This window comes from Grimontia sp. SpTr1, from assembly GCF_947387585.1.
Lineage (GTDB): Bacteria > Pseudomonadota > Gammaproteobacteria > Enterobacterales > Vibrionaceae > Enterovibrio > Enterovibrio indicus.
Genome location: NZ_CANDOD010000005.1, coordinates 61,731 through 80,534 on the forward strand (window position 1 = coordinate 61,731; position 18,804 = coordinate 80,534).

At 47.5% G+C, this 18,804-nt stretch carries 17 protein-coding genes; 10 read left to right on the forward strand and 7 right to left on the reverse strand.

Annotation, left to right across the window (positions count from 1 at the left end; translation table 11 throughout):
- Nucleotides 1–15 precede the first annotated feature (15 nt).
- Nucleotides 16–1,242 carry an EAL domain-containing response regulator gene (locus QL223_RS09940; RefSeq protein ID WP_152442393.1) on the reverse strand — a complete coding sequence of 409 codons (1,227 nt, stop codon included), beginning with the start codon at nucleotides 1,240–1,242 and terminating at the stop codon, nucleotides 16–18.
- Between the two features lie 270 nt (nucleotides 1,243–1,512).
- Between QL223_RS09940 and QL223_RS09945 the strand changes: the two genes are divergently transcribed.
- Nucleotides 1,513–2,397: a DMT family transporter gene (locus tag QL223_RS09945; RefSeq protein ID WP_239643992.1), complete on the forward strand. Its 885-nt coding sequence runs from the start codon at nucleotides 1,513–1,515 to the stop codon at nucleotides 2,395–2,397.
- A gap of 41 nt (nucleotides 2,398–2,438) precedes the next feature.
- Here the strand turns inward: QL223_RS09945 and QL223_RS09950 are convergent, their stop codons facing one another.
- Entirely contained in the window at nucleotides 2,439–2,930 is a 492-nt protein-coding gene (locus QL223_RS09950) for a MarR family transcriptional regulator (RefSeq protein ID WP_002540528.1), read from the reverse strand.
- 458 nt (nucleotides 2,931–3,388) lie between these two features.
- On the opposite strand from QL223_RS09950, the gene QL223_RS09955 reads away from it, so the two are divergent.
- The 6 genes from QL223_RS09955 to QL223_RS09980 all read left to right on the forward strand — a co-directional run bounded on the left by QL223_RS09955 (nucleotide 3,389) and on the right by QL223_RS09980 (nucleotide 10,800).
- Nucleotides 3,389–4,645, forward strand: coding sequence for an imelysin family protein (locus tag QL223_RS09955; RefSeq protein ID WP_002540529.1), 1,257 nt, complete (start codon nucleotides 3,389–3,391; stop codon nucleotides 4,643–4,645).
- A gap of 83 nt (nucleotides 4,646–4,728) precedes the next feature.
- Nucleotides 4,729–6,105 carry a di-heme oxidoredictase family protein gene (locus QL223_RS09960; RefSeq protein ID WP_281544632.1) on the forward strand — a complete coding sequence of 459 codons (1,377 nt, stop codon included), beginning with the start codon at nucleotides 4,729–4,731 and terminating at the stop codon, nucleotides 6,103–6,105.
- Between the two features lie 11 nt (nucleotides 6,106–6,116).
- Nucleotides 6,117–7,130: an imelysin family protein gene (locus QL223_RS09965; RefSeq protein ID WP_281544633.1), complete on the forward strand. Its 1,014-nt coding sequence runs from the start codon at nucleotides 6,117–6,119 to the stop codon at nucleotides 7,128–7,130.
- A gap of 9 nt (nucleotides 7,131–7,139) precedes the next feature.
- Complete coding sequence (locus tag QL223_RS09970) at nucleotides 7,140–8,222, forward strand: DUF1513 domain-containing protein (protein WP_039850283.1); 1,083 nt, start codon at nucleotides 7,140–7,142, stop codon at nucleotides 8,220–8,222.
- A 101-nt stretch (nucleotides 8,223–8,323) separates the two neighbouring features.
- Entirely contained in the window at nucleotides 8,324–9,964 is a 1,641-nt protein-coding gene (locus QL223_RS09975; protein WP_281544634.1) for a L,D-transpeptidase family protein, read from the forward strand.
- A 281-nt stretch (nucleotides 9,965–10,245) separates the two neighbouring features.
- A complete protein-coding gene (locus tag QL223_RS09980) occupies nucleotides 10,246–10,800 on the forward strand; it encodes a DUF882 domain-containing protein (RefSeq protein WP_002540535.1) in 555 nt (184 codons plus the stop codon).
- 43 nt (nucleotides 10,801–10,843) lie between these two features.
- Here the strand turns inward: QL223_RS09980 and QL223_RS09985 are convergent, their stop codons facing one another.
- Together QL223_RS09985 and QL223_RS09990 are read right to left on the reverse strand one after the other, a co-directional pair.
- Nucleotides 10,844–12,580 carry a lysophospholipid acyltransferase family protein gene (locus QL223_RS09985; RefSeq protein WP_281544635.1) on the reverse strand — a complete coding sequence of 579 codons (1,737 nt, stop codon included), beginning with the start codon at nucleotides 12,578–12,580 and terminating at the stop codon, nucleotides 10,844–10,846.
- 34 nt (nucleotides 12,581–12,614) lie between these two features.
- On the reverse strand, nucleotides 12,615–13,439 hold the full coding sequence (locus QL223_RS09990; RefSeq protein ID WP_002540538.1) for a UDP-2,3-diacylglucosamine diphosphatase: 825 nt from the start codon (nucleotides 13,437–13,439) through the stop codon (nucleotides 12,615–12,617).
- A gap of 279 nt (nucleotides 13,440–13,718) precedes the next feature.
- Between QL223_RS09990 and QL223_RS09995 the strand changes: the two genes are divergently transcribed.
- On the forward strand, nucleotides 13,719–14,372 hold the full coding sequence (locus QL223_RS09995; protein ID WP_281544636.1) for an MBL fold metallo-hydrolase: 654 nt from the start codon (nucleotides 13,719–13,721) through the stop codon (nucleotides 14,370–14,372).
- A 4-nt stretch (nucleotides 14,373–14,376) separates the two neighbouring features.
- On the opposite strand, the gene QL223_RS10000 is transcribed toward QL223_RS09995, so the two are convergent.
- Nucleotides 14,377–15,066 carry a DUF2982 domain-containing protein gene (locus tag QL223_RS10000; protein WP_002540540.1) on the reverse strand — a complete coding sequence of 230 codons (690 nt, stop codon included), beginning with the start codon at nucleotides 15,064–15,066 and terminating at the stop codon, nucleotides 14,377–14,379.
- A 328-nt stretch (nucleotides 15,067–15,394) separates the two neighbouring features.
- Here QL223_RS10000 and QL223_RS10005 point away from each other — a divergent pair, with 328 nt between their 5' ends.
- Together QL223_RS10005 and QL223_RS10010 are read left to right on the forward strand one after the other, a co-directional pair.
- A complete protein-coding gene (locus QL223_RS10005) occupies nucleotides 15,395–15,772 on the forward strand; it encodes a MarR family transcriptional regulator (RefSeq protein ID WP_281544637.1) in 378 nt (125 codons plus the stop codon).
- Between the two features lie 351 nt (nucleotides 15,773–16,123).
- Nucleotides 16,124–16,525 carry a hypothetical protein gene (locus tag QL223_RS10010; protein ID WP_165012421.1) on the forward strand — a complete coding sequence of 134 codons (402 nt, stop codon included), beginning with the start codon at nucleotides 16,124–16,126 and terminating at the stop codon, nucleotides 16,523–16,525.
- Nucleotides 16,526–16,581: 56 nt separating this feature from the next.
- Here the strand turns inward: QL223_RS10010 and QL223_RS10015 are convergent, their stop codons facing one another.
- A complete protein-coding gene (locus QL223_RS10015; RefSeq protein ID WP_281544638.1) occupies nucleotides 16,582–17,991 on the reverse strand; it encodes a basic amino acid/polyamine antiporter in 1,410 nt (469 codons plus the stop codon).
- A gap of 241 nt (nucleotides 17,992–18,232) precedes the next feature.
- Nucleotides 18,233–18,748: a hypothetical protein gene (locus QL223_RS10020; RefSeq protein WP_002540544.1), complete on the reverse strand. Its 516-nt coding sequence runs from the start codon at nucleotides 18,746–18,748 to the stop codon at nucleotides 18,233–18,235.
- Between the last annotated feature and the right edge of the window lie 56 nt (nucleotides 18,749–18,804).

The following is an 18,804-nucleotide window of genomic DNA, read 5'->3' on the forward strand; positions in this document are numbered from 1 at the left end:
TTTTGCACTTCAGCGTTAGCGGTTGGTTCCGTCTGAACTTATGCTGGCGCCAATTCCTTTCAACCAACTGTTGTACCAACTTCTTAGCGACTCTATGGGTCTAGGGCGGCAAATGAGAAAGCCTTGGAGCAACATCTCTGGGTAGTTGGAATGCAAGTATTCTAACTCTTCGATTTGTTCGATTCCTTCAGCAACTAATTTGACATCGAACTTATCCATAATATTCACCAATGACTGAACAATAACCTGGCTGAACTGGTCCTGATGAATTTTGCTTATCAAGGTTCGGTCGATTTTAATCTCGGTGAAAGGCAATGTACGCAGTTGTTGGATGTTGGTGAAACCTGTGCCGAAGTCATCAAGTGATACACCGTGTCCCCGAATTCTCAGTCTGTTAAGAGACTCCATTTGTTCGGAGCTTTTCAGTGCATATTCTTCTGTGATTTCCAGAGTGACGCGGGACTTGTCGATACCGTGTGCTTCAAAAAGAAACTCCAATCGATTGGGTACTTCCAAATCAGCCAGCTGTGAGGCAGACAAATTGAGGCTTATTGTGACATCTTCTCCAAAGATATCTGACAGTTCTTTAATGTCTGACGCTGTCATCTCTGCCAGCTGCATTGTGAGGAGGTCAATCAAGTCATTTTCAATGGCTGTTGGGATGAAACGACCCGGTAAAATAGCGTTGGATTCACCTGGCTTTTGAATCCTGGCTAACACTTCCAGACCTTCTACGCGATTGTTTTGTGAGTTCAATTTTGGTTGATAGTAGGGTACTACCTGTCGGTGCGTAATACAGTCGATGAGCTCAGAGGGAGACATTCTCTGGTAGTCCAGAAATTTTCTTTCTTCAAAGTGAGTTAATCTGTCCAGAGTTAGCTGCAGTGCGTCTTTGTTAATGGGCTTTGCAATATTGCCCAACAGACAAACCTGTTGCTGACGAGCAATTGAACTCGCCAGTTCAATAATCCTTGCGTCCAGCCCAGACACGATTGAGACACCTCCGGTAAATTTCATTTTTCCTAAAGCTCTAATCACCGCCATTCCATCAATAGAGGGCATGTTGAGATCGGTGAATACAATGTCATATTTGTTGGGCGCGCGACGTAGTTCTTCTAACGCTTTGTAGGGGTTACTGAAAGTGTGAACATTATTCTCACCAATTTCTGATAATAGAGATCTCACCATCAGTAAAATAGCTTCAGAATCGTCAACGACGAGAATGCTTCTTTCCACAGGCAATCTTCCACATAAGATTTTCGGTTATCAAATATAAAACTAGATGCTTAAAGCCAAATTTCAATCAGGTCTGAGTGTGTGGATCTCTATGTTTTAGCAGCGTCTAATGCAAATATTTAATGGTTTGAAAAGGTTAGTGGTTCGGAGGCTAATTTAATCCACAGAAAAATAGTGTCTTTATTGTGAGCAGTAGAGAGTACCGTATCCGGCCAGTGGTTTTGTGACTCTTCGGATACGCTTCACCGTACGGTATGTAAGCAGGGAAATATGGAAATGAAAAAACTGGATGTGATGGAGTTAATGCTACTCGCTGCACTTTGGGGAGGCTCATTCATCCTTATTCGTTATGCAGTGCCGGACTTTGGCCCATTGGCTTTAATACTGGTGCGAGTTGGCCTCGGCGCACTGTTTTTGCTTCCGCTATTACAACTCAAAGGGCATACCGCCGCTTTCCGTGAGCATTGGTTTCACGCTTGTGTCGTCGGGCTTTTTAGTTCGGCTATTCCATTTATTCTTTTTGCCTATGCCATGGTCAGTGTGACCGGGAGTTTTGCATCTATTGTGAATGCAGGTACGCCTATCTGGGGGGCGATTATTGCCTATCTTTGGCTTGGCGAGTCGCTGAACCGTGATCGGATATTGGGTTTGTTACTGGGTGTACTAGGGGTGATCATCCTGGTTTGGGGCAAGCTGGATTTTGGCGATCAAGGTCTGGGTTGGCCGGTCGTTGCTGTGCTGGGCGCTACTTTGATGTATGGCATCTCCGCGAGTTATACAAAGCGATTCCTGACCGGAGTTCCACCATTGGTGACAGCAACAGGCAGTCAGGTTGGGTCAACAATTGTTCTGCTGCCTCTGGGACTGCTTTTTTGGCCAGAAACTGCGCCAGATTCTGCAGCCTGGATCGCGGCAGCCATTTTGGGGATTGCATCTACCGGCTTTGCTTACATCCTGTTTTTTAGACTGATTAGCAGGGTAGGGCCAACCAATACGATCGCAGTCACTTTCCTTATTCCGCTATTTGCTGCGGTTTGGGGTGTTGCCTTCCTGGGGGAAATCATCACACCGAGAATGTTGGCGGGGGGATTAACGATCTTTGCTGGTACTGCCCTAACGACGGGAATAGTGAGTTTCGGACGAAGGGAAAAGCGAGCATAAAAAAAGAGCCCGAATGGGCTCTTTCCGATCCTGTTTTTTCATCACTCAGAGCGTACAGGCTCGGCGGATGTAAGAGGTGTCACTTCCAAAAGCGGTGCTGCGTCAATGTTGTCAGCGTTCATCATCGAAGAGATGCGCTGGACAGAAGAGATCAGTAGGGACTGTTCCCACTCTTCGAGAGACTGGAAGCGGGAAATAAAGCTTTCCTGCAAAGGCTTTGGAGCCTGCTCTAATGCTTTCACACCTTCAGGTGTTAAATGGGCATGAACTTTACGCTTATCCAGATTACTTCTCACACGCACAATCAGGTTACGGTTGGCCAAGCGATCAAGAATTGTGGTCGCTGTTGCCTGACTCATGTTGGTGTGGTTGGAAAGCTGACGAATGGTGACTTCGCCCAGTTCCTGGATTGCACGCATCAGAACCAACTGGGGTCCTGTCAAACCTGCTTCTTTATTCAGTTTTCTAGAATGCAGATCGATAGCGCGGATGATTTGTCGTAGTGCAACCAGAACCTCTTCGTGCTTCTCCATAGAAGCCTCTCCTTTAGACAGCAGGATGTTAAAAATCGCGGGGATTATCGGTATAAAAGATCAAGATTTAAAGACCTTTTACACAGGAATATTGCTGATAGGGCAATAAGCTTAAAAGACGGAGACTTTCATCACTGATTCACAGCAGAATGTGCGCCGTTGTTGAAGGAAAAATCCCAGCGATTATCGGATATTAACTTGTATTTCTCACTTTAACTTTAGGTCAACCTTACACCCAAGGCTCAATCTGTCTCAAGCGATGTGACACGAACCTTCACCCGAACCTCTCATTCATCCTTGAAATAAAATGAAAGTCCCAAAATTTCAACGAATGATTACGTTTGGTCAATCTAAATGATAAAAACTATCAATATCATTTGAATTTACTCGAGTGTGAATGTAATAATTGTTGTCGATCGCAATAATTTGTTACAACTACACGCATTCAAGGAATGATTATGAAGCGCTCCACTTTGGCAATTGCCAGCTCTATTTGGGTTCTTTCTTCTGTTTCAACCACTGCAATGGCGGCAACGCCGGACGAAGTCGTAAACCACTACGCAAATCTGGCGCACGCTGTTTACAGTGATGCGCAACAATCTGCGATGAAGTTGGATTCCGCGATTGAAGCCCTCATCGAATCTCCATCTCAAGCCAACCTAGATGCTGCAAAAGCAGCTTGGGTTGCTGCACGCGTACCTTATCAACAATCTGAAGTATTCCGTTTTGGTAACGCTATTGTGGACGACTGGGAAGGTCAGCTGAATGCTTGGCCACTGGATGAAGGCCTGATTGACTATGTAGCAACGGATTATCAATACGAACTGGGTAATGGTGGTGCAGTAGCGAACATCGTGTCTAACACTAGCATTCAGGTGGGTAGCGAGAAGTTGGATGTCACCGCTATTACGCCTGAGTTATTGGCTTCTTTGAACGAAATTGGTGGGTCTGAAGCGAATGTGGCGACAGGTTATCACGCTATCGAGTTCTTACTTTGGGGTCAGGATCTGAATGGCACTCAATCTGGTGCGGGTGAGCGTCCTTACACTGATTTTGCCTACGGCGAAGAATGTACCAACAACAATTGTGACCGCCGACGTGAATACCTGAAAGCCGCTTCTGATTTGCTCATAGAAGATTTAACTTGGATGGAAAAGCAATGGTCTGCGAATGAGTCAGGCAACTACCGCGAAACCCTTTTGAAAGAAGACACCACAAACGGTCTGCGTAAGATGCTGTTTGGCATGGGCTCACTTTCACTCGGTGAGTTGGCAGGCGAACGCATGAAAGTCGCGTTAGAGGCGAACTCGACGGAAGACGAGCATGATTGTTTTTCTGACAACACGCACAACTCCCACTATTACAACGAGCAAGGTATCTACAACGTACTGACTGGCTCTTATCAGCGTATTGATGGTTCTGAACTGACGGGCCCTTCACTGCTGGATATGGTGAAGAAGAAAAACGATAAAGCGGCTGCACAAATCAAAGCTGATTTCGACTCTGCCCGCACTGCCGTTTACCAACTCGTAGAATCTGCTGAGAAAGACAATGTGCATTTTGACCAGCTTATTGCGTCCGACAACGCTGATGGTAACAAGCTGGTGAACAACGCCATTTCGGCACTGGTTCAACAAACCCGCAGCATTGAAACGGTCGCTGCGGAGTTAGGGATTTCCAACCTGAACCCTGACAGCGCTGATCATCAGTTCTGAGTTTGATTCTTATGTTTTACCAAGCCTCCCTGGGTTTTAGGCCTTAGGGAGGCTTCTGTCGTTTAGCTGGTTTCAATGTCGTTATGAAATATATTCCTTTCGCTTTTGCTGTAATTGCCTGTTCTGCCAACGCCTCTGCTATCAAATCCGGTGGAGATACCACGACCAACAAGCAGGGTGTCAATGCCTTCTCACAACCTGCCACCAACCTTCCTATGATTGAGCGCATCGACTTCAGCGTCGGTAACAGCTTTTTCAGAAACCCTTGGGTAAGTGCGCCTGCTTCGACGGATGCAAGGGATGGACTGGGCCCACTTTTCAACACAAATGGTTGCCAGAACTGCCATATCAAAGATGGGCGCGGTCATTTACCCAAACCGGGCGATGACAACGCCGTTTCTATGCTGATCCGCCTTAGTATCCCTGCAATGACAGATGCGCAGAAAAAAGCGCTGATCATGTCAGGTAACATCCCTGACCCGGTTTATGGCGGCCAACTCCAGGACTTCGCACTTCCGGGGGAGAAGCCAGAAGGTCGGATTGCCCTGAGTTTCGAGAAACACAATGAAACGTTCAAAGACGGTTATTCGGTAGAGCTTCGAAAACCTGTCATCACTATCGAAGATCTCAATTACGGAGACATGCACCCTCAGATAGAGAAATCTGTTCGTATGGCGCCACCTATGATTGGTCTTGGTTTGCTTGAGTCTGTCACTGAGCAAACGATGAGGGGTATTGCCGAAGCGCAAATCAAAGAGGGCAAAGGCGTATCAGGGCGTCCAAACGAAGTGTGGGATGTTCTGCAGGAAAAAACCGTCGTTGGACGCTTTGGATGGAAAGCCGGCCAACCCACACTGATGCAGCAAAACGCGGCGGCATTTAATGGTGATCTTGGCTTAACCAGTGCTTTGTTCCCCGCGGAGAACTGCACTTCAGCCCAAACACTCTGTGAACGGCTGCCAAATGGCGGTACCCCTGAAGTCACAGAAAAGGTGCTTAATTTCGTTGAGTTCTATTCCCAGCATCTAGCTGTGCCTATGCGTCGAAACCTCGACGATCCCAAAGTGCAACTAGGGGAGAAGCTCTTCACCGACGCAGGCTGTGAAAGTTGCCATCAATCAACGCTTCAAACCGGAGAGCGCACTGATAGGCCAGCGCTGAGCAATCAAATTATTCATCCTTATACAGATTTGCTGCTTCATGACATGGGTGAAGGATTGGCAGACAACCGCGGTGAATTCATTGCCAACGGGCAGGAATGGCGAACTGCGCCGTTGTGGGGCTTGGGCTACACCGAAGAGGTGAATGGACATACCGAGTATCTGCATGATGGGCGGGCAAGAAACGTAATGGAAGCGGTTCTGTGGCATGGCGGCGAAGCCGAGAACAGCAAACAACACGTTTTGGGATTCGATAAAACGCAGCGCGAAGCCCTGATTGCTTTCCTGAATTCGTTGTAGGAGCGGTAGCCATGTTTGTTCAATCACCAATGAAAACACTCACGCTAAGCGTGACGCTGTCACTACTGTCGGGTTGTTTCAGTGAAGCAGCATTGAAAGAGAGTGAGCTGGTAATGTGGGAGATGCAAAAGCAATCCACTAAGCGATTTCTCGAAGCTGCAAGAGCGTTGGAAGGAAGTGTTCGTGGACTCTGCAAAACACCTTCTGAAGAAAAACTGAATCAAGCGCAGAGCATGTGGATCGAAACCATGAGGGCTTGGCAGCCTTTTGTGGGAGGGAATTCTGGCAACGAAGCGGCTATGTCGATCAGTTGGAACATCCAGTTTTATCCTGACAAGAAAAACACTACGGGTCGTCAGTTGACCCAGCTCTTGAAGAAAGATGCGGTTCCAACTGCTGATGAGTTGGCTCAGCAAAGTGTTGCTGTGCAGGGGCTTGGCGCGATTGAATGGTTGCTGTTTGACGAGGCAGATGTCGAGTCCATGGAAATGCGTTGTCCTCTTACGCTGTCGGTAGTCGGTCGAAGTGTGAAATCAGCAGAGGCGCTGGACAGCGCGTGGCAGGTCAACCCTTGGAATGACCTGACTGGGAAGCAACTGGAAGCAGAGACGCTTCGCAGCGTGACCTCCCAACTCGATGCAATTTCAAAGACCTTATCATTACCAATGGGCAAGCCGGGTTTCCCCAAGCCTTATCAGGCTCAGGCTTGGCGCTCTGGTCAATCGAATGCGTTTTTGAGAGATGGACTGGTGTCTTTACAACAACGGTACGAATCCATACTCCAACCACTGTTGGTTGAAAAAGGACATACCGAACTTGCTCACCGTTTGGATTTCCATTTCGAGTCGGCGGTGAAAAGTGTTCCGGAAAGCATGTCAATGGCACCGCTACTGGCAGATAAGTCGGGCTATCAGTCATTGATGATTGTTGCTAACAACATTGATTATCTGCAAACCGCACTGAGTGACGAAGTAGGGCCAACGTTGGGCTTGGTGGTTGGGTTTAATTCAACGGATGGAGACTAAAGGGTGAGTATGAGCCAAAAGCGTCGCCGCTTGTTATTGTCTTCATTGGGTTTGCTTACTACAGGAGCTTTAGCTGGTGGTTGGCGTGTTTATCTGAATGAAGCCGATAAAGCCAAACCAGCGTTTCTTGGCTGTGCCAAAACATCAGACGGAAGTTTCGCGGTAACGGCAGCGAATTCAAATGGGGAGGTTTGCTTCCAAACCTCATTACCCGGACGTGGGCACGGCATAGCAATAAACCAGAATAGATCGCTTGCCTATGTGTTTGCGCGGCGTCCAGGACAATTCATTGAAAGCGTCGATCTGGAAACAGGCGCCGTTCGCAACACGACTTCGCCGCCAGCTGGAAAATTCTTCTACGGGCACGGCGACGTACTAAGAAACCAACTCTTTGTCGTAGAGGGAGATATCGCAACGAGTGAAGGCAGTATTGGCATTTATCACACCCATCGAAATGGCTCATTGACCCGTGTGCGTGAAATTTCTGGCTTTGGTATCGGTCCTCATGAAATGAAGGTTATCAATGGCACTACTCTGGCAGTCGCTGTTGGTGGGATCCGCACTGAAGGCAGGAAGAAATTGAATCTGGATTCGATGCAGCCGTCATTGGCGTTGTTGGATATTGAGTCAGGACAGGTGAAAGAGAAATACACCTTAGAAGATCCAAAACTGAGTATTCGCCACTTGGCATTGAGCCCAAAAGATGACGTGGTGATTGCGCAGCAATATCAAGGAGACGCTGAGAACATCGTTCCATTATTGTCAATAAAAAGACCAGGACGTGACATTACGCATCTCAAAGCCAGTAGAGAACAGTGGACGCGTTTTCAGCAATACATTGGCAGTGTTGCGTGTACAGAATCGCAGATAGTTGCGACTTCTCCACGTGGAAATTGTTTTGGAATTTGGGACTTAGCCTCAGGCGTACTTACTGAGATGGGATCATTGATCGATGCCTCGGGTGCGGCTGCGGAGAAGGACCTTTTTGCTCTCAGTGCGGGTAGTGGGCGATTAGTCATACGTAATCATCAAAAAAGTATTGCTTTTCAGCCTTCTAGCGTCGTTTGGGATAATCATTGGGTCATGCTTTAGGATGATGCTTTTCTAACCCTTTGTTTTCCAATATTCATAAAAATTCCGCCAGCGAAAACCGCGCCATTTGCCATACTATGATCTCTAACCGGAGGTAGCGCATGTTTTCTGCTCGTACGCTTATCAAGGCACTGTTTGTATATGTTGCCATGCCATTGGCCGCTAACGCATTGGAAACTATGGAGTCACCTAATAGTGTCTCTAAAGAAGCCGTGCTGTGGGTCAAACAGGCCGAGCCGGAGCCAGGTGTCGTCAATTTCACTTATGACGTCGCTAAAATTTATGAATATTTCTCTTATGCTCCTATCTGGCATGACTACCGTGCAAAAGACGAGCTTGAAACCCAGATAAACATTATCTCGCTGGCTGGGATCAGTCAGGATTTTGAATGGCGTGCGGTTATATTGCGTCAGCTAAGAGCCAGTGGTGATTGGCGTGCGTACGACGTATTCGCCACTGACAGCCTTCTTGCACTGATTGGCTACATCGAATCGATTCCTGAATTTGGTAAGAGTTGGTATTTCGGTACGGATATCAGTGATGCTTTGCCGCGACCAACGCTCACTCAAACCAATAATCTGATTGTTTCTGCCAGCAGAAACGAACTTTATGATTTTGTGTTTAAGTTGCGTCCGGATACGCCTCAGTACCGTGAAATGGCAAAAGCGATTGTTGCTCTCCAGGATCAAGAATCCATGTACTGGCCGAAGGTGACGCAGGGTGGGCTGATCAAGCACGGCGCAAAGCTCGAAAATCCGGATAACCTCATCACCAATCTTGAGCGCCAGGGTGTTTTGAGTACCTATGACGCGCAACGCCTGAAGATAGAGCAAGTGGGTTTTTACAATGCCGTGTTGGTTGAAGCAGTCAAACGTTTTCAAGAAAGACATGGCTTGAAGCGAGATGGTGTTATCGGCAACAAGACGCGTCGTTGGTTGAATATGTCGGTGAACTCCAGGATCCAAATTCTTGCCTTGAATATGGAGCGTCTGCGTTTGTGGCCGACAGATCGTGAAAAAATCATTCTGGTAAACATTCCAAACTACGAAATGGAACTGTGGATGGACAGTCAACTTGTGCTCGACAGCAAAGTGGTTGTCGGTCGACCAAGCCGAAGGACACCACTGTTTGAATCGCGCCTAGATTCCGTTGTCTTTAATCCGAGTTGGAATGTGCCAGTTAAGATCATGCGTGAAGACATTTTACCCAAGGTGCAACAGGACAACGAATATTTGGATAAACACTCTTATACCGTCCTGAGTAGCTGGGTAAATGGGTCAGTGATTTCCTCTGAAGAGATTGATTGGGAGAGCGTGAGCCCGAATAATTTCCCATACCGTCTTCAACAGTCACCGGGTAATTTCAATGCGCTTGGCCGCTACAAGTTCAATACACCCAATGGCAATGCTATCTATTTGCATGATACGCCAGCCAAAGGTTTGTTCAGCAAATCGCGCCGCGCATACAGCTCAGGCTGTATCAGAGTACAGAAAGCGGAGATATTGGCGCAGGTGCTGTTGAGCCGATCTGGGTTGGAGTTTGGTGACTACGAATATTACCAGCGTATTCCCGAGACTAAGTGGGTATCGCTGCGTAAGAAGATCCCAGTTCATACCATTTATCAGACTGCGTGGGTGAATGACGACGGTGAAGTACAGTTTCGTGAAGACGTCTACCACTACGACGCACGCCCTAAGCGCAACGCAGCCTTTTCATTAACCGCTAAAAACCAGCAGTCTTAGCCGCTTCAAACCGGATTGTGGTGAGTGTCAGTGTGATGCTTACCACAATTGCATATTTTTACACTCTCCTGACAAAGTCTAAAACCCGCTGAAAATCATCAGGAAATGGTGTTATTTACAGTAGCTCGCTCATTATCGAGACATTTTGGGGTTTGATTAACGTTTTCATTGTCGATAAATTCCGACTGTTTTTAAGAGTTGCCACAGGAAAAGCGCGGGATTTGGTGTAGTTAGCAACTCTGATTGTTTATTTAGTACTTTGTGGGAAATTGTTAGTTGTTATGGACGGTTTGGATACCCAGCGTCGTCGCCTAATACTGGGCGGTGCGGCGTGTTTAGTGGCGGCAGCCTTACCTCAAACGGCGCTCGCTCTGCCGTTGGCAGTCGGTAAACCACGAAATATAGACATGTTGAGCATTAATACCGGTGAACATGCTGATGTTTGCTATTTCAATGGTAAGCAGTATGTAGACAAAGAATTGGCTGTGCTGAATCAGCTATGCCGTGATCACAGACGTAATGTTTCTACCGAGATGGATCCGAAACTCTACGATCAACTTGCGGCGATTTATGACCTTGTCGATGCCAGAAACCCAATCACTATGGTGTCGGGTTATCGTTCCCCAGCGACCAATGAAATGCTGCGTAAAAATGGCGGGGGTCAGGCTAAGAAGAGTTACCACACCACAGGACAGGCCATCGACTTCTTCATTGAAGATGTATCTTTGTCTAAATTGCGCAAAGCCGCCTTGGAGCTTCAGGCTGGTGGCGTTGGTTATTATCCGCGTAGCGGCTTCATTCATATTGATACTGGGCCGGTTCGCAGCTGGTCTTAACTATCGAAGATTTAAAAAGGCGCCTCGGCGCCTTTTTCAGTTCTTAAACCAGTTCGATTTCTCTCATGTGCGGAGAGATGTACCTCTGACGTTTCTTCTCTTTCAGCTTGGTCATATCCACCATCACTAAGCCATCAATGCAGTCGGCAAAGTCTGGGTCGATACTGAAATCCAGAAACTGTACGCCGCCCGGTTCGCAAAGTTCGCTGTATTGCTTATAGAGGGTAGGAATGCCCGTCCCCAGATTATCGAGCAGCATTTTGAGTGTCTTCAGATCTTTCTGATAGTCATCGCCACAAAAATGGACAAGCAGTTCATGTTCTTTCTGGCTGTCGATATTGAAAGGGCGCTTGGAACGCGCGATGGTCGCATGTGCACCAAAGTAGGTGCTGTAGAAGAAAATCAGTAACTCCTTCGCGGCCTGTGGCATGGCATTGCTGATGGTGACCGGGCCAAAGAGATAGCGGTAATGAGGGTGCTTCGCCAGAAATGCACCAATTCCCAACCAGAGGTAATCCAGACTGCGCTTGCCCCAGTATTTAGGTTGCACAAAGCTTCTACCAAGCTCCAAACCTTTGTTCAGCACGTCTGACATGCCATCTCCGTAGTCGAACAGGGTATGGGTATACACTGCCTTTAGCCCATGCTGCGCGATAACGGCTTGGGTATCACAGAAACGATAAGCGCCGACAATGTCCATGGCTTTGGGGTCCCAAAGCACCAGGTGGAAATAGTGCTGATCGTATTTGTCGATATCGCGGCGTTGCCCTGTGCCTTCACCCACAGCGCGGAACGCCACTTCTCGCAAACGGCCAATTTCACGCATGACATGGGATTCGTCTTTGTACCGATAAAGGTAGATGGATTTTCCATCGGGTGTTTCGCCCAGTCGCTCGCTCTGTTCCAATTCTTTTGCCAGTTTCAATCTTGGCTCGGGGGAAGCGATAGCCGACTCGGTGGGGAATTCACCTGGCTTGCCTTTCGCGATGCTGTAGAGGTGCTTTCGGAACAGCTTCACTCGCGTTTTTGGGGGAAGATTGGCGCTGGCATGATAGCTGGCAAACGGAATGGCTTCGCCAATGGTCAGATTGATGGTGTTGTTTTCCTGTCCAAACATTTCGTTGACCAGCAGCAGGGTAGACAAGGGTTTGTAGACCATGGAAGCGCCATAAAACACCGCTGAGTTTCGACCATCAACATGAATAGGTAAGATAGGCGCTTTGGCTTTGGTCGCCATTTTCAGAAAACCATGATGCCAGGCTTTGTCCTTCACTCCGGTCGGGCTGAAACGAGAGACTTCGCCTGCGGGGAAAATAATCAGCGCGCCGTCATTTTCCAGCCAATCATCAATCTTGCGCAGATTCTCTTTTGGCGTTCTCCCAGACATGTTATTCACTGGCAGCAAACAGTTGTGCATTGGCTCAATCTGCATCAATAAGTTGTTAGCGACCGCTTTGACATCCGGCCGAATTTCACGAACCAGTTTTAGCAATGCGAGGCCGTCAAGCGAACCGATGGGATGGTTGGCGATAATCACGACGCGGCCAGTGGAAGGAATACGCTCTCGTTCGCGGTCGCTGGTGGCATAGCTGAAATGAAAATAATCCAGCACCTGTTCGACGAACTCAAAGCCTCTCAGATAAGGGTATTTTTCCGCAAAGCTCTGAAACGCTTCCTCGTGAAGTAAGCGACGAAGTGTTGAGCTGACAGGGCGAGAAATCCAGCGCTTGTCAGCGATACTTGGGTAGTTCTTTGTAATGACATCATCAATGCTAAACATATCTTTCCTTTTGCCCCTGAGCGTTTTTCGCTCATCAGGCTGCTTCTATGCTTTCTTTCTCTTCACGGAATCTATTCATTTCTGGGTCGACAAAGGCGTCAGTTTCCGCAAGTAATGTGGATTTTTCAGTCCATCGGATAAGCTGAATGGTGCCATCGTGCTGTTCGAGCAAAGCGGTGCAGTTCTCAATCCAGTCGCCGTCGTTGAAGTAGAAGGTGCCTTCCAACCGCTTAATGTCCGGGTGATGAATGTGTCCACATACAATGGCGTCTGCACCACGCCGTCTTGCGAATTGCACTGCAGCATTTTCGAAACGCTGAATGGCGACATTGGCGGAACTGACTTTTGACTTGATGTATGAGGCTAGAGACCAGTACTGGAATCCGGCTTTACGACGAAGCCTTGCCCACCATCTGTTCAGGAAAAGCAGGAAGTCGTAGCCGACATAGCCGGCGATTTCTGTCAATCGGCTGTGGCATACGGCGTTATCGAACTCATCGCCGTGCACGGCGACAATCCGTTTTCCGGTGACGGTTTCATGCTCGAAACGGGCACGTACTTCGATACGTCCAAAATCGAACTTGAGATAGTCCCGTACCGCAACGTCATGGTTTCCGGGAATGTAGATGAGGCGTGTACCATCGTGGGCACGTTTCAAGAGGAGAGAAAGCACCTGACTGTGGGATTCCGGCCAGTGGTGGCTGGACTTCATCGAGTAAAAATCGACGATATCACCAACAAGTACGATGGTTTCTGCGGTATGTCGATTTAAAAAATCGAGCAGGTATTGCGCTTTACAATCCTTGTTTCCCAGGTGCAGATCAGAAATCCACACAGTTCGCACAGAGATAGGGTTCATAGGCATCCATTTGATGTTCAAAACGAATCAACTGTCGATGCTCAATGTAGTGCGCTTACATGAAGGCGAGTTGTCAAAGGGGTGACAGACTGGTGTCAGACTGTTTGCAAGTTGATGACAAAATCAGCAGCATTCTTTCCAATTCCTTGATCATATTGAACTTCATTGAAATGTGATTGGCGCGCGTATATGCGCCCCTCTAAAGGAACGGTTCTCGTTAAAATGAGAACGCGGGCGTGATATGCTTTCGCTGATTTTTGCATTTATACGGATTTTCTTATGGCTTTGAAGTACGAAATCGTTCCTGTTACGGGGTTCCAGCAAAACTGTTCCATCATCTGGTGTGATAAAACCAACGAAGCGGCGCTGGTTGACCCAGGTGGTGACGTGTCCAAACTGGTGGCAAAGGTTAACGAGCTCGGTGTGAACGTGGTTAAAGTGCTTCTGACTCATGGCCATTTGGATCATGTTGGTGGAACTGAAGAAGTCCGTGCGGCTTACAACGTGCCTGTGATTGGCCCAGAAAAGCAAGATGCGTTCTGGCTGCAGGCGCTGCCAGCGCAAAGCGAAATGTTTGGTTTTGCGCGGACTGAAGCGTTTGACCCAGACCAATGGCTGGAAGACGGCGATGAAGTGACACTGGGTGAAAGCGTACTGAAAGTGATTCACACGCCAGGTCATACGCCTGGTCACGTTGTGCTTTTCAGTGAAGAAGATCGTATGGCGTGGGTCGGTGATGTTCTGTTCAATGGCAGCATTGGGCGCACAGACTTCCCTAAAGGGGACCATGCAACCTTGATCAGTTCAATCAAGGACAAGCTGTTCCCGCTAGGTAATGACATCACTTTCGTGCCGGGTCATGGTCCTACATCAACGTTCGGTATTGAGCGTCAGCAAAATCCGTATGTCGCGGATAACATGCCGATCTGGTAAGAAACTATTCTTCTGCGGGTGTTCTGCCCGCAGAAGCCAAATACTGTCTCGTTAGCCCCACAAAATCTTCTAGCGGCCTGTCCAACAGATCTTCACTGACAAACACGTCATACCCCAGTAACTCTCTGGTGTACTTCATTCTGTTCGCCAACATCGCCACCAGACCTTTGTAAACCTTACCACTGGCCGATGTGTAAGGCGTGTCGTCAAACATCATGTCTTCGAGTTTGCTGCTCATTGGTTCTTCGGCGCGTCGGTAGGCGCTAAGCAAGAGCCCGCGCTGCTCCATGATGATTTGGCCTGCAAGGCGATAACTGATGCCTTCAAGGAACGGTTCATAGTCTTTGAGCCTCACACCGAACCAAGGCAAAGACTGGTGCCAGCCTTCATGGGAAACGGAAGGAATGCCAATTTGATAGATATTGCGCCATTTAAGGCTCCAGCCTCCTTTAGGCGTATGGTGCTGAATGTGCATGTCAGACAGTGAAAAGGAGAGGCGTTGCTGGTCGATCACATAGCCAATATATACACCCAGTGATCCGAGAAGGCAGAGCCCAATCAGAGCGGGAACAGGTTTCACCTGCGGGTTGAGCAAAATAAATGTCACCACCACCATGGCCAAAATCAACACGGCGATACGGAAATATTTGCCTATCTGCTGGTGGGGAGGATAAATCAGCAATCGTTTACTCACTGGGTTGGTACTTTCCTTGTATTACTTCTCTAAAGCTTAGTTCGATCACCGAATACTATCGGTCGAATTCCAAACAAAATAAAGTGTAGTTTCCGACACTTGGCTCAACTTTCATTCTCAGTCGTCGTTAGTGCTACAAAACGCGGGGGATTTTTGATATAAAACGCGCTTTGTTTTTAACTCTGCTTGATACCGAAGCGGTGATAAAAGGCTGGTTTAGGGAAGTAAAACAAGGCTTTTGCCTTCCCAAACGGGCTTTTGGAACGAGTATTCGCTTTAGAAGACTGTCGGTAAATTTCAATGCAGTACGTCGGAGTAGGACGATTTAATGAAGATCTCTCACAAACGTAAAGTTCAACTTAAGCTTCAGAAACACATCAAAGCAGCAAAATCTGCATCAGCAGTTGTTGCGAAGAAAGAAGCGCCAGTAAAAGCGGTTAAAGCTCAAAAGCCGGCAGTTGAGCAAAAAACTGAAGCACCAGCAAAAGTGGTTGCAGACGTTTCACTGACCCCAAAACAACAGCAAGTGTTGGACATCGTTCGTCAGAACGCAGAAGGTATCAACCCTAAAGGTATCGGTCTGGCAGCAGGTCAGGAAGATTCTAAAGCGGCATCTTGGGCGACAGGCGCGCTGAAGAAGCTGGCTGAAGAAGGTGTTGTAGAGCGTATCCAATCTGGTAACAAAGTACTGTACAAAGCACTTTAATCGCGCACAGATCGTAAGTTTGAAGAACCAGCCTCCGGGCTGGTTTTTTTGTAGCCTCTTTTCGGTGGTTTTTAACTCGGTGTTAAAGCGCTGTAGATAAGATTGATGGTTTTTCTGGACAACATAAATTTATCGCTGATCAAGCCCAAAGTTCTTGTTTATTTGCGAGATTAATCTCGAAAAACACATATAGTGAGTGATAAGTTGAACATTAACCAAGCGACTTCTCTCTCGCTTTAAGGCATTAAAGAACAGCTTTTGAATCGTCAGTTTGGCACTTAAAAGCAATGGGCGAAATGAGAAGTAGTCGCTTGGAATATCTCAAGAATAATGAAAGCAACGGGATTTGCTATGACTGGATATTTAGACAGTACAAATAAGCAAAACCAGCATGTCGTGAGCTTTGACTATACACAGTTTCTGTGCGAATCCAGCCGCCAACATTGGACGTTTTTTGAAGCTCTGACGGCACAATTGGGCCGGTTTAAGAGAAAGCAGATCGAAACATACGAAGGGTTTTTTCCAAGCGAAGCGTTCACTTTATCGGTGACACACTCTCTATCATCGCTCTATAGCGACGTTTCTAACCTTGTCACACTGGTGGAAGAGGCGAAACGCCAACACATTGAAACGCTGAACATCTTTCTACCTTACGCACTCGATACTGCTGAGTTGGAGAAAATCCGTCGGAAGACGGGGGCTCTCGTTACTCAACATGAAGGTGACAGAGACTTTTTGCAGATCATGCTTTAACAAAAAACGCCACCGACTTGGGTGGCGCTTTTTTTGTTGGGTACGACCAAATCTTGCTAAAGCGTGACGCCCTCAGCCAATAAATAAACCCCATAAGCACTGGCGACAACAATCACAACCAACAGAATCTTATTCCTCCCGTTAAAACCGGCTTTACCGGTTTCACGCATGGCATGAACGTAAAAGGCCAAACCCGGCAGGTACAGCAGAGTAGCAAGCAGTAGATGGTGAATGCCAGATGCGTAAAGTAGCCAGATGCCGTAAATCGTTGCCAGAAATGCAATGGCTTTGACTTTGAACGTATCAAGCTCACTGAAAGACAATTTCATTAAGTAGGCTGCTACGAGTAGGTAGGGCACTAAAATCATTTCCGATGCGATGGTCAGCAAATCATCATATCCGCCGCCAATAACAAACATCAGAATCAGGCATAGCTGAACAGCACAACTTGTTAGCCATAGTGAATAGGTGGGCGTGCCATTTTGGTTAGTTTCAGCGAAGACTTTGGGAAACATGCCGAGTTTTGCCGCAGTGTAAGGTGTTTCGGTCGCCAGCAATGTCCAGCTTAGGTAGGCACCAGAGACAGAGATGATTAGCCCGATCCCAATGATCGCCGCGCCGATGTCTCCAATCAGTGTTTCAAGGATTTTAGCGGCTGATGGGTTCTGCAGCTTCGCTAGCTCTGGCGTTGATATGACACCCATGGAAAGTAATGTGACGAACACATACAGGAAAAGACAAATCAGTAAGCCCAGAATAGTCGCCCGACCGACGTCTTTGTTGTTCTTTGCCCGGCTGGAGACAACGACTGCACCTTCCACCCCAATAAACACCCACACTGTGATCAACATGGTTTGTTTGATTTGATCAAATAGGCTTGGCTGATTGGCGATGTTAAGGCCGGTAAAATCAAACGTGAACGTGTCCCATTTGAAGGCGATAAATGTGGCAATGATAAAGACAAGGATTGGGATCAGCTTGGCGATAGTCGTTACATAGTTAACGATGGCAGCCGTTTGAACACCACGTAACACCAAAGTGTGTACGAGCCAGATAAGTATTGATGATAAAGCAACGGAAACTAACGTATTCCCATCACCAAACAATTTGAACGTCGGCGTGTCAAAGAACAGCCCCAGAGTGCTGAATACAATCACCAGATAAGAAACGTTGGCGACGGCCGCACTGAGCCAATAGCCCCATGAAGAAAAAAAACCGCACAAATCCCCAAAACCAGCTTGTGCATAGCCGAACACGCCACCCTGAACATCGGGTTTGCTTAATGTGAGTTCTTGGAAGGTCAATGCCAGACATATCATGCCAAAGCCAGTGATCAACCAACCAACGGAAACCGCAGCAGGGCTGGCAATGGCTGCCATATTTTGGGGAAGACTGAAAACCCCGGCACCTATCATGGAGCCAATGACAAGGGCAGTGAGTGCCTTTAAATCCAATTTATTGCTCAAAACCTAGCATTCCTAGTTCGATCCGTCGGAAAAGCTGAGTATAGGCAACGGGCTAAGGTGACAATCTGTTCAGAAATGGGAAATTATGCGTTGGTGATGCTGTTGAAACCCGAATATTTATATAGGGTCAACAGGCCCTTGGCTCTAAAAAGGTTTCGCGGCACTAAGGGTCAACAGACCCTTGAGTCATATTGACTCCAAGCGCCGCGAGGCAGTGTTCGATATTGTTTTGAGGTACAGGTTAGTGAAGTTGTTCAGGGACACCTGAAATCACGAATCCTGGTGTATGGGTTTCAGTCCCGGATAGAGATTCAGCAAAATGGCTGAGCTCACCAAAACCAATCACAGCGGCAGAGGTGTCTGAGGCCAGTGCTTTACGCATAAGATCTTTAGCGTCGTGGGTTGCTGTTGGACGAGCAATACGAATTTGAGATTGTTGAATGCCAGCCTGAGTAAAAAGTGAAAGAGAGAAATTGGATGGCGGCGCAATCAAGGTAATCCACTTATGACTTTCTGCGAGGCTTTTAACCAATCGCAGCAGGTAAGCCAATTCGCTCATGTTGTTTTGGTAGATATTCACAGAGACCAAATGACAGGAAATTGAATCACAGGAAATCGAGGCGTCATTGCTTTGATAACGATGTGCCTGGTGAAAGCTGCGCGCACCAGCAGCAAGACGGGCGTAATGCTCGCGAACAGCAGAACGGGTCATGTGTGTGTGGTGAACGGATTGGTTGATCGCAAACGACTGTTTCATCATGTTTTCCTGTACGAATATCCAATACTGTATGTGTATACAGTAGTTATAATTTA

Bases quoted from the DNA above. Each gene is read 5' to 3' on its own strand.
- QL223_RS09945 (WP_239643992.1), top strand. From the start codon at position 1,513: ATGAAAAAACTGGATGTGATGGAGTTAATGCTACTCGCTGCACTTTGG.
- QL223_RS09950 (WP_002540528.1), bottom strand. From the start codon at position 2,930: ATGGAGAAGCACGAAGAGGTTCTGGTTGCACTACGACAAATCATCCGC.
- QL223_RS09955 (WP_002540529.1), top strand. From the start codon at position 3,389: ATGAAGCGCTCCACTTTGGCAATTGCCAGCTCTATTTGGGTTCTTTCT.
- QL223_RS09960 (WP_281544632.1), top strand. From the start codon at position 4,729: ATGAAATATATTCCTTTCGCTTTTGCTGTAATTGCCTGTTCTGCCAAC.
- QL223_RS09965 (WP_281544633.1), top strand. From the start codon at position 6,117: ATGTTTGTTCAATCACCAATGAAAACACTCACGCTAAGCGTGACGCTG.
- QL223_RS09970 (WP_039850283.1), top strand. From the start codon at position 7,140: ATGAGCCAAAAGCGTCGCCGCTTGTTATTGTCTTCATTGGGTTTGCTT.
- QL223_RS09975 (WP_281544634.1), top strand. From the start codon at position 8,324: ATGTTTTCTGCTCGTACGCTTATCAAGGCACTGTTTGTATATGTTGCC.
- QL223_RS09980 (WP_002540535.1), top strand. From the start codon at position 10,246: ATGGACGGTTTGGATACCCAGCGTCGTCGCCTAATACTGGGCGGTGCG.
- QL223_RS09985 (WP_281544635.1), bottom strand. From the start codon at position 12,580: ATGTTTAGCATTGATGATGTCATTACAAAGAACTACCCAAGTATCGCT.
- QL223_RS09990 (WP_002540538.1), bottom strand. From the start codon at position 13,439: ATGAACCCTATCTCTGTGCGAACTGTGTGGATTTCTGATCTGCACCTG.
- QL223_RS09995 (WP_281544636.1), top strand. From the start codon at position 13,719: ATGGCTTTGAAGTACGAAATCGTTCCTGTTACGGGGTTCCAGCAAAAC.
- QL223_RS10005 (WP_281544637.1), top strand. From the start codon at position 15,395: ATGAAGATCTCTCACAAACGTAAAGTTCAACTTAAGCTTCAGAAACAC.
- QL223_RS10010 (WP_165012421.1), top strand. From the start codon at position 16,124: ATGACTGGATATTTAGACAGTACAAATAAGCAAAACCAGCATGTCGTG.
- QL223_RS10020 (WP_002540544.1), bottom strand. From the start codon at position 18,748: ATGAAACAGTCGTTTGCGATCAACCAATCCGTTCACCACACACACATG.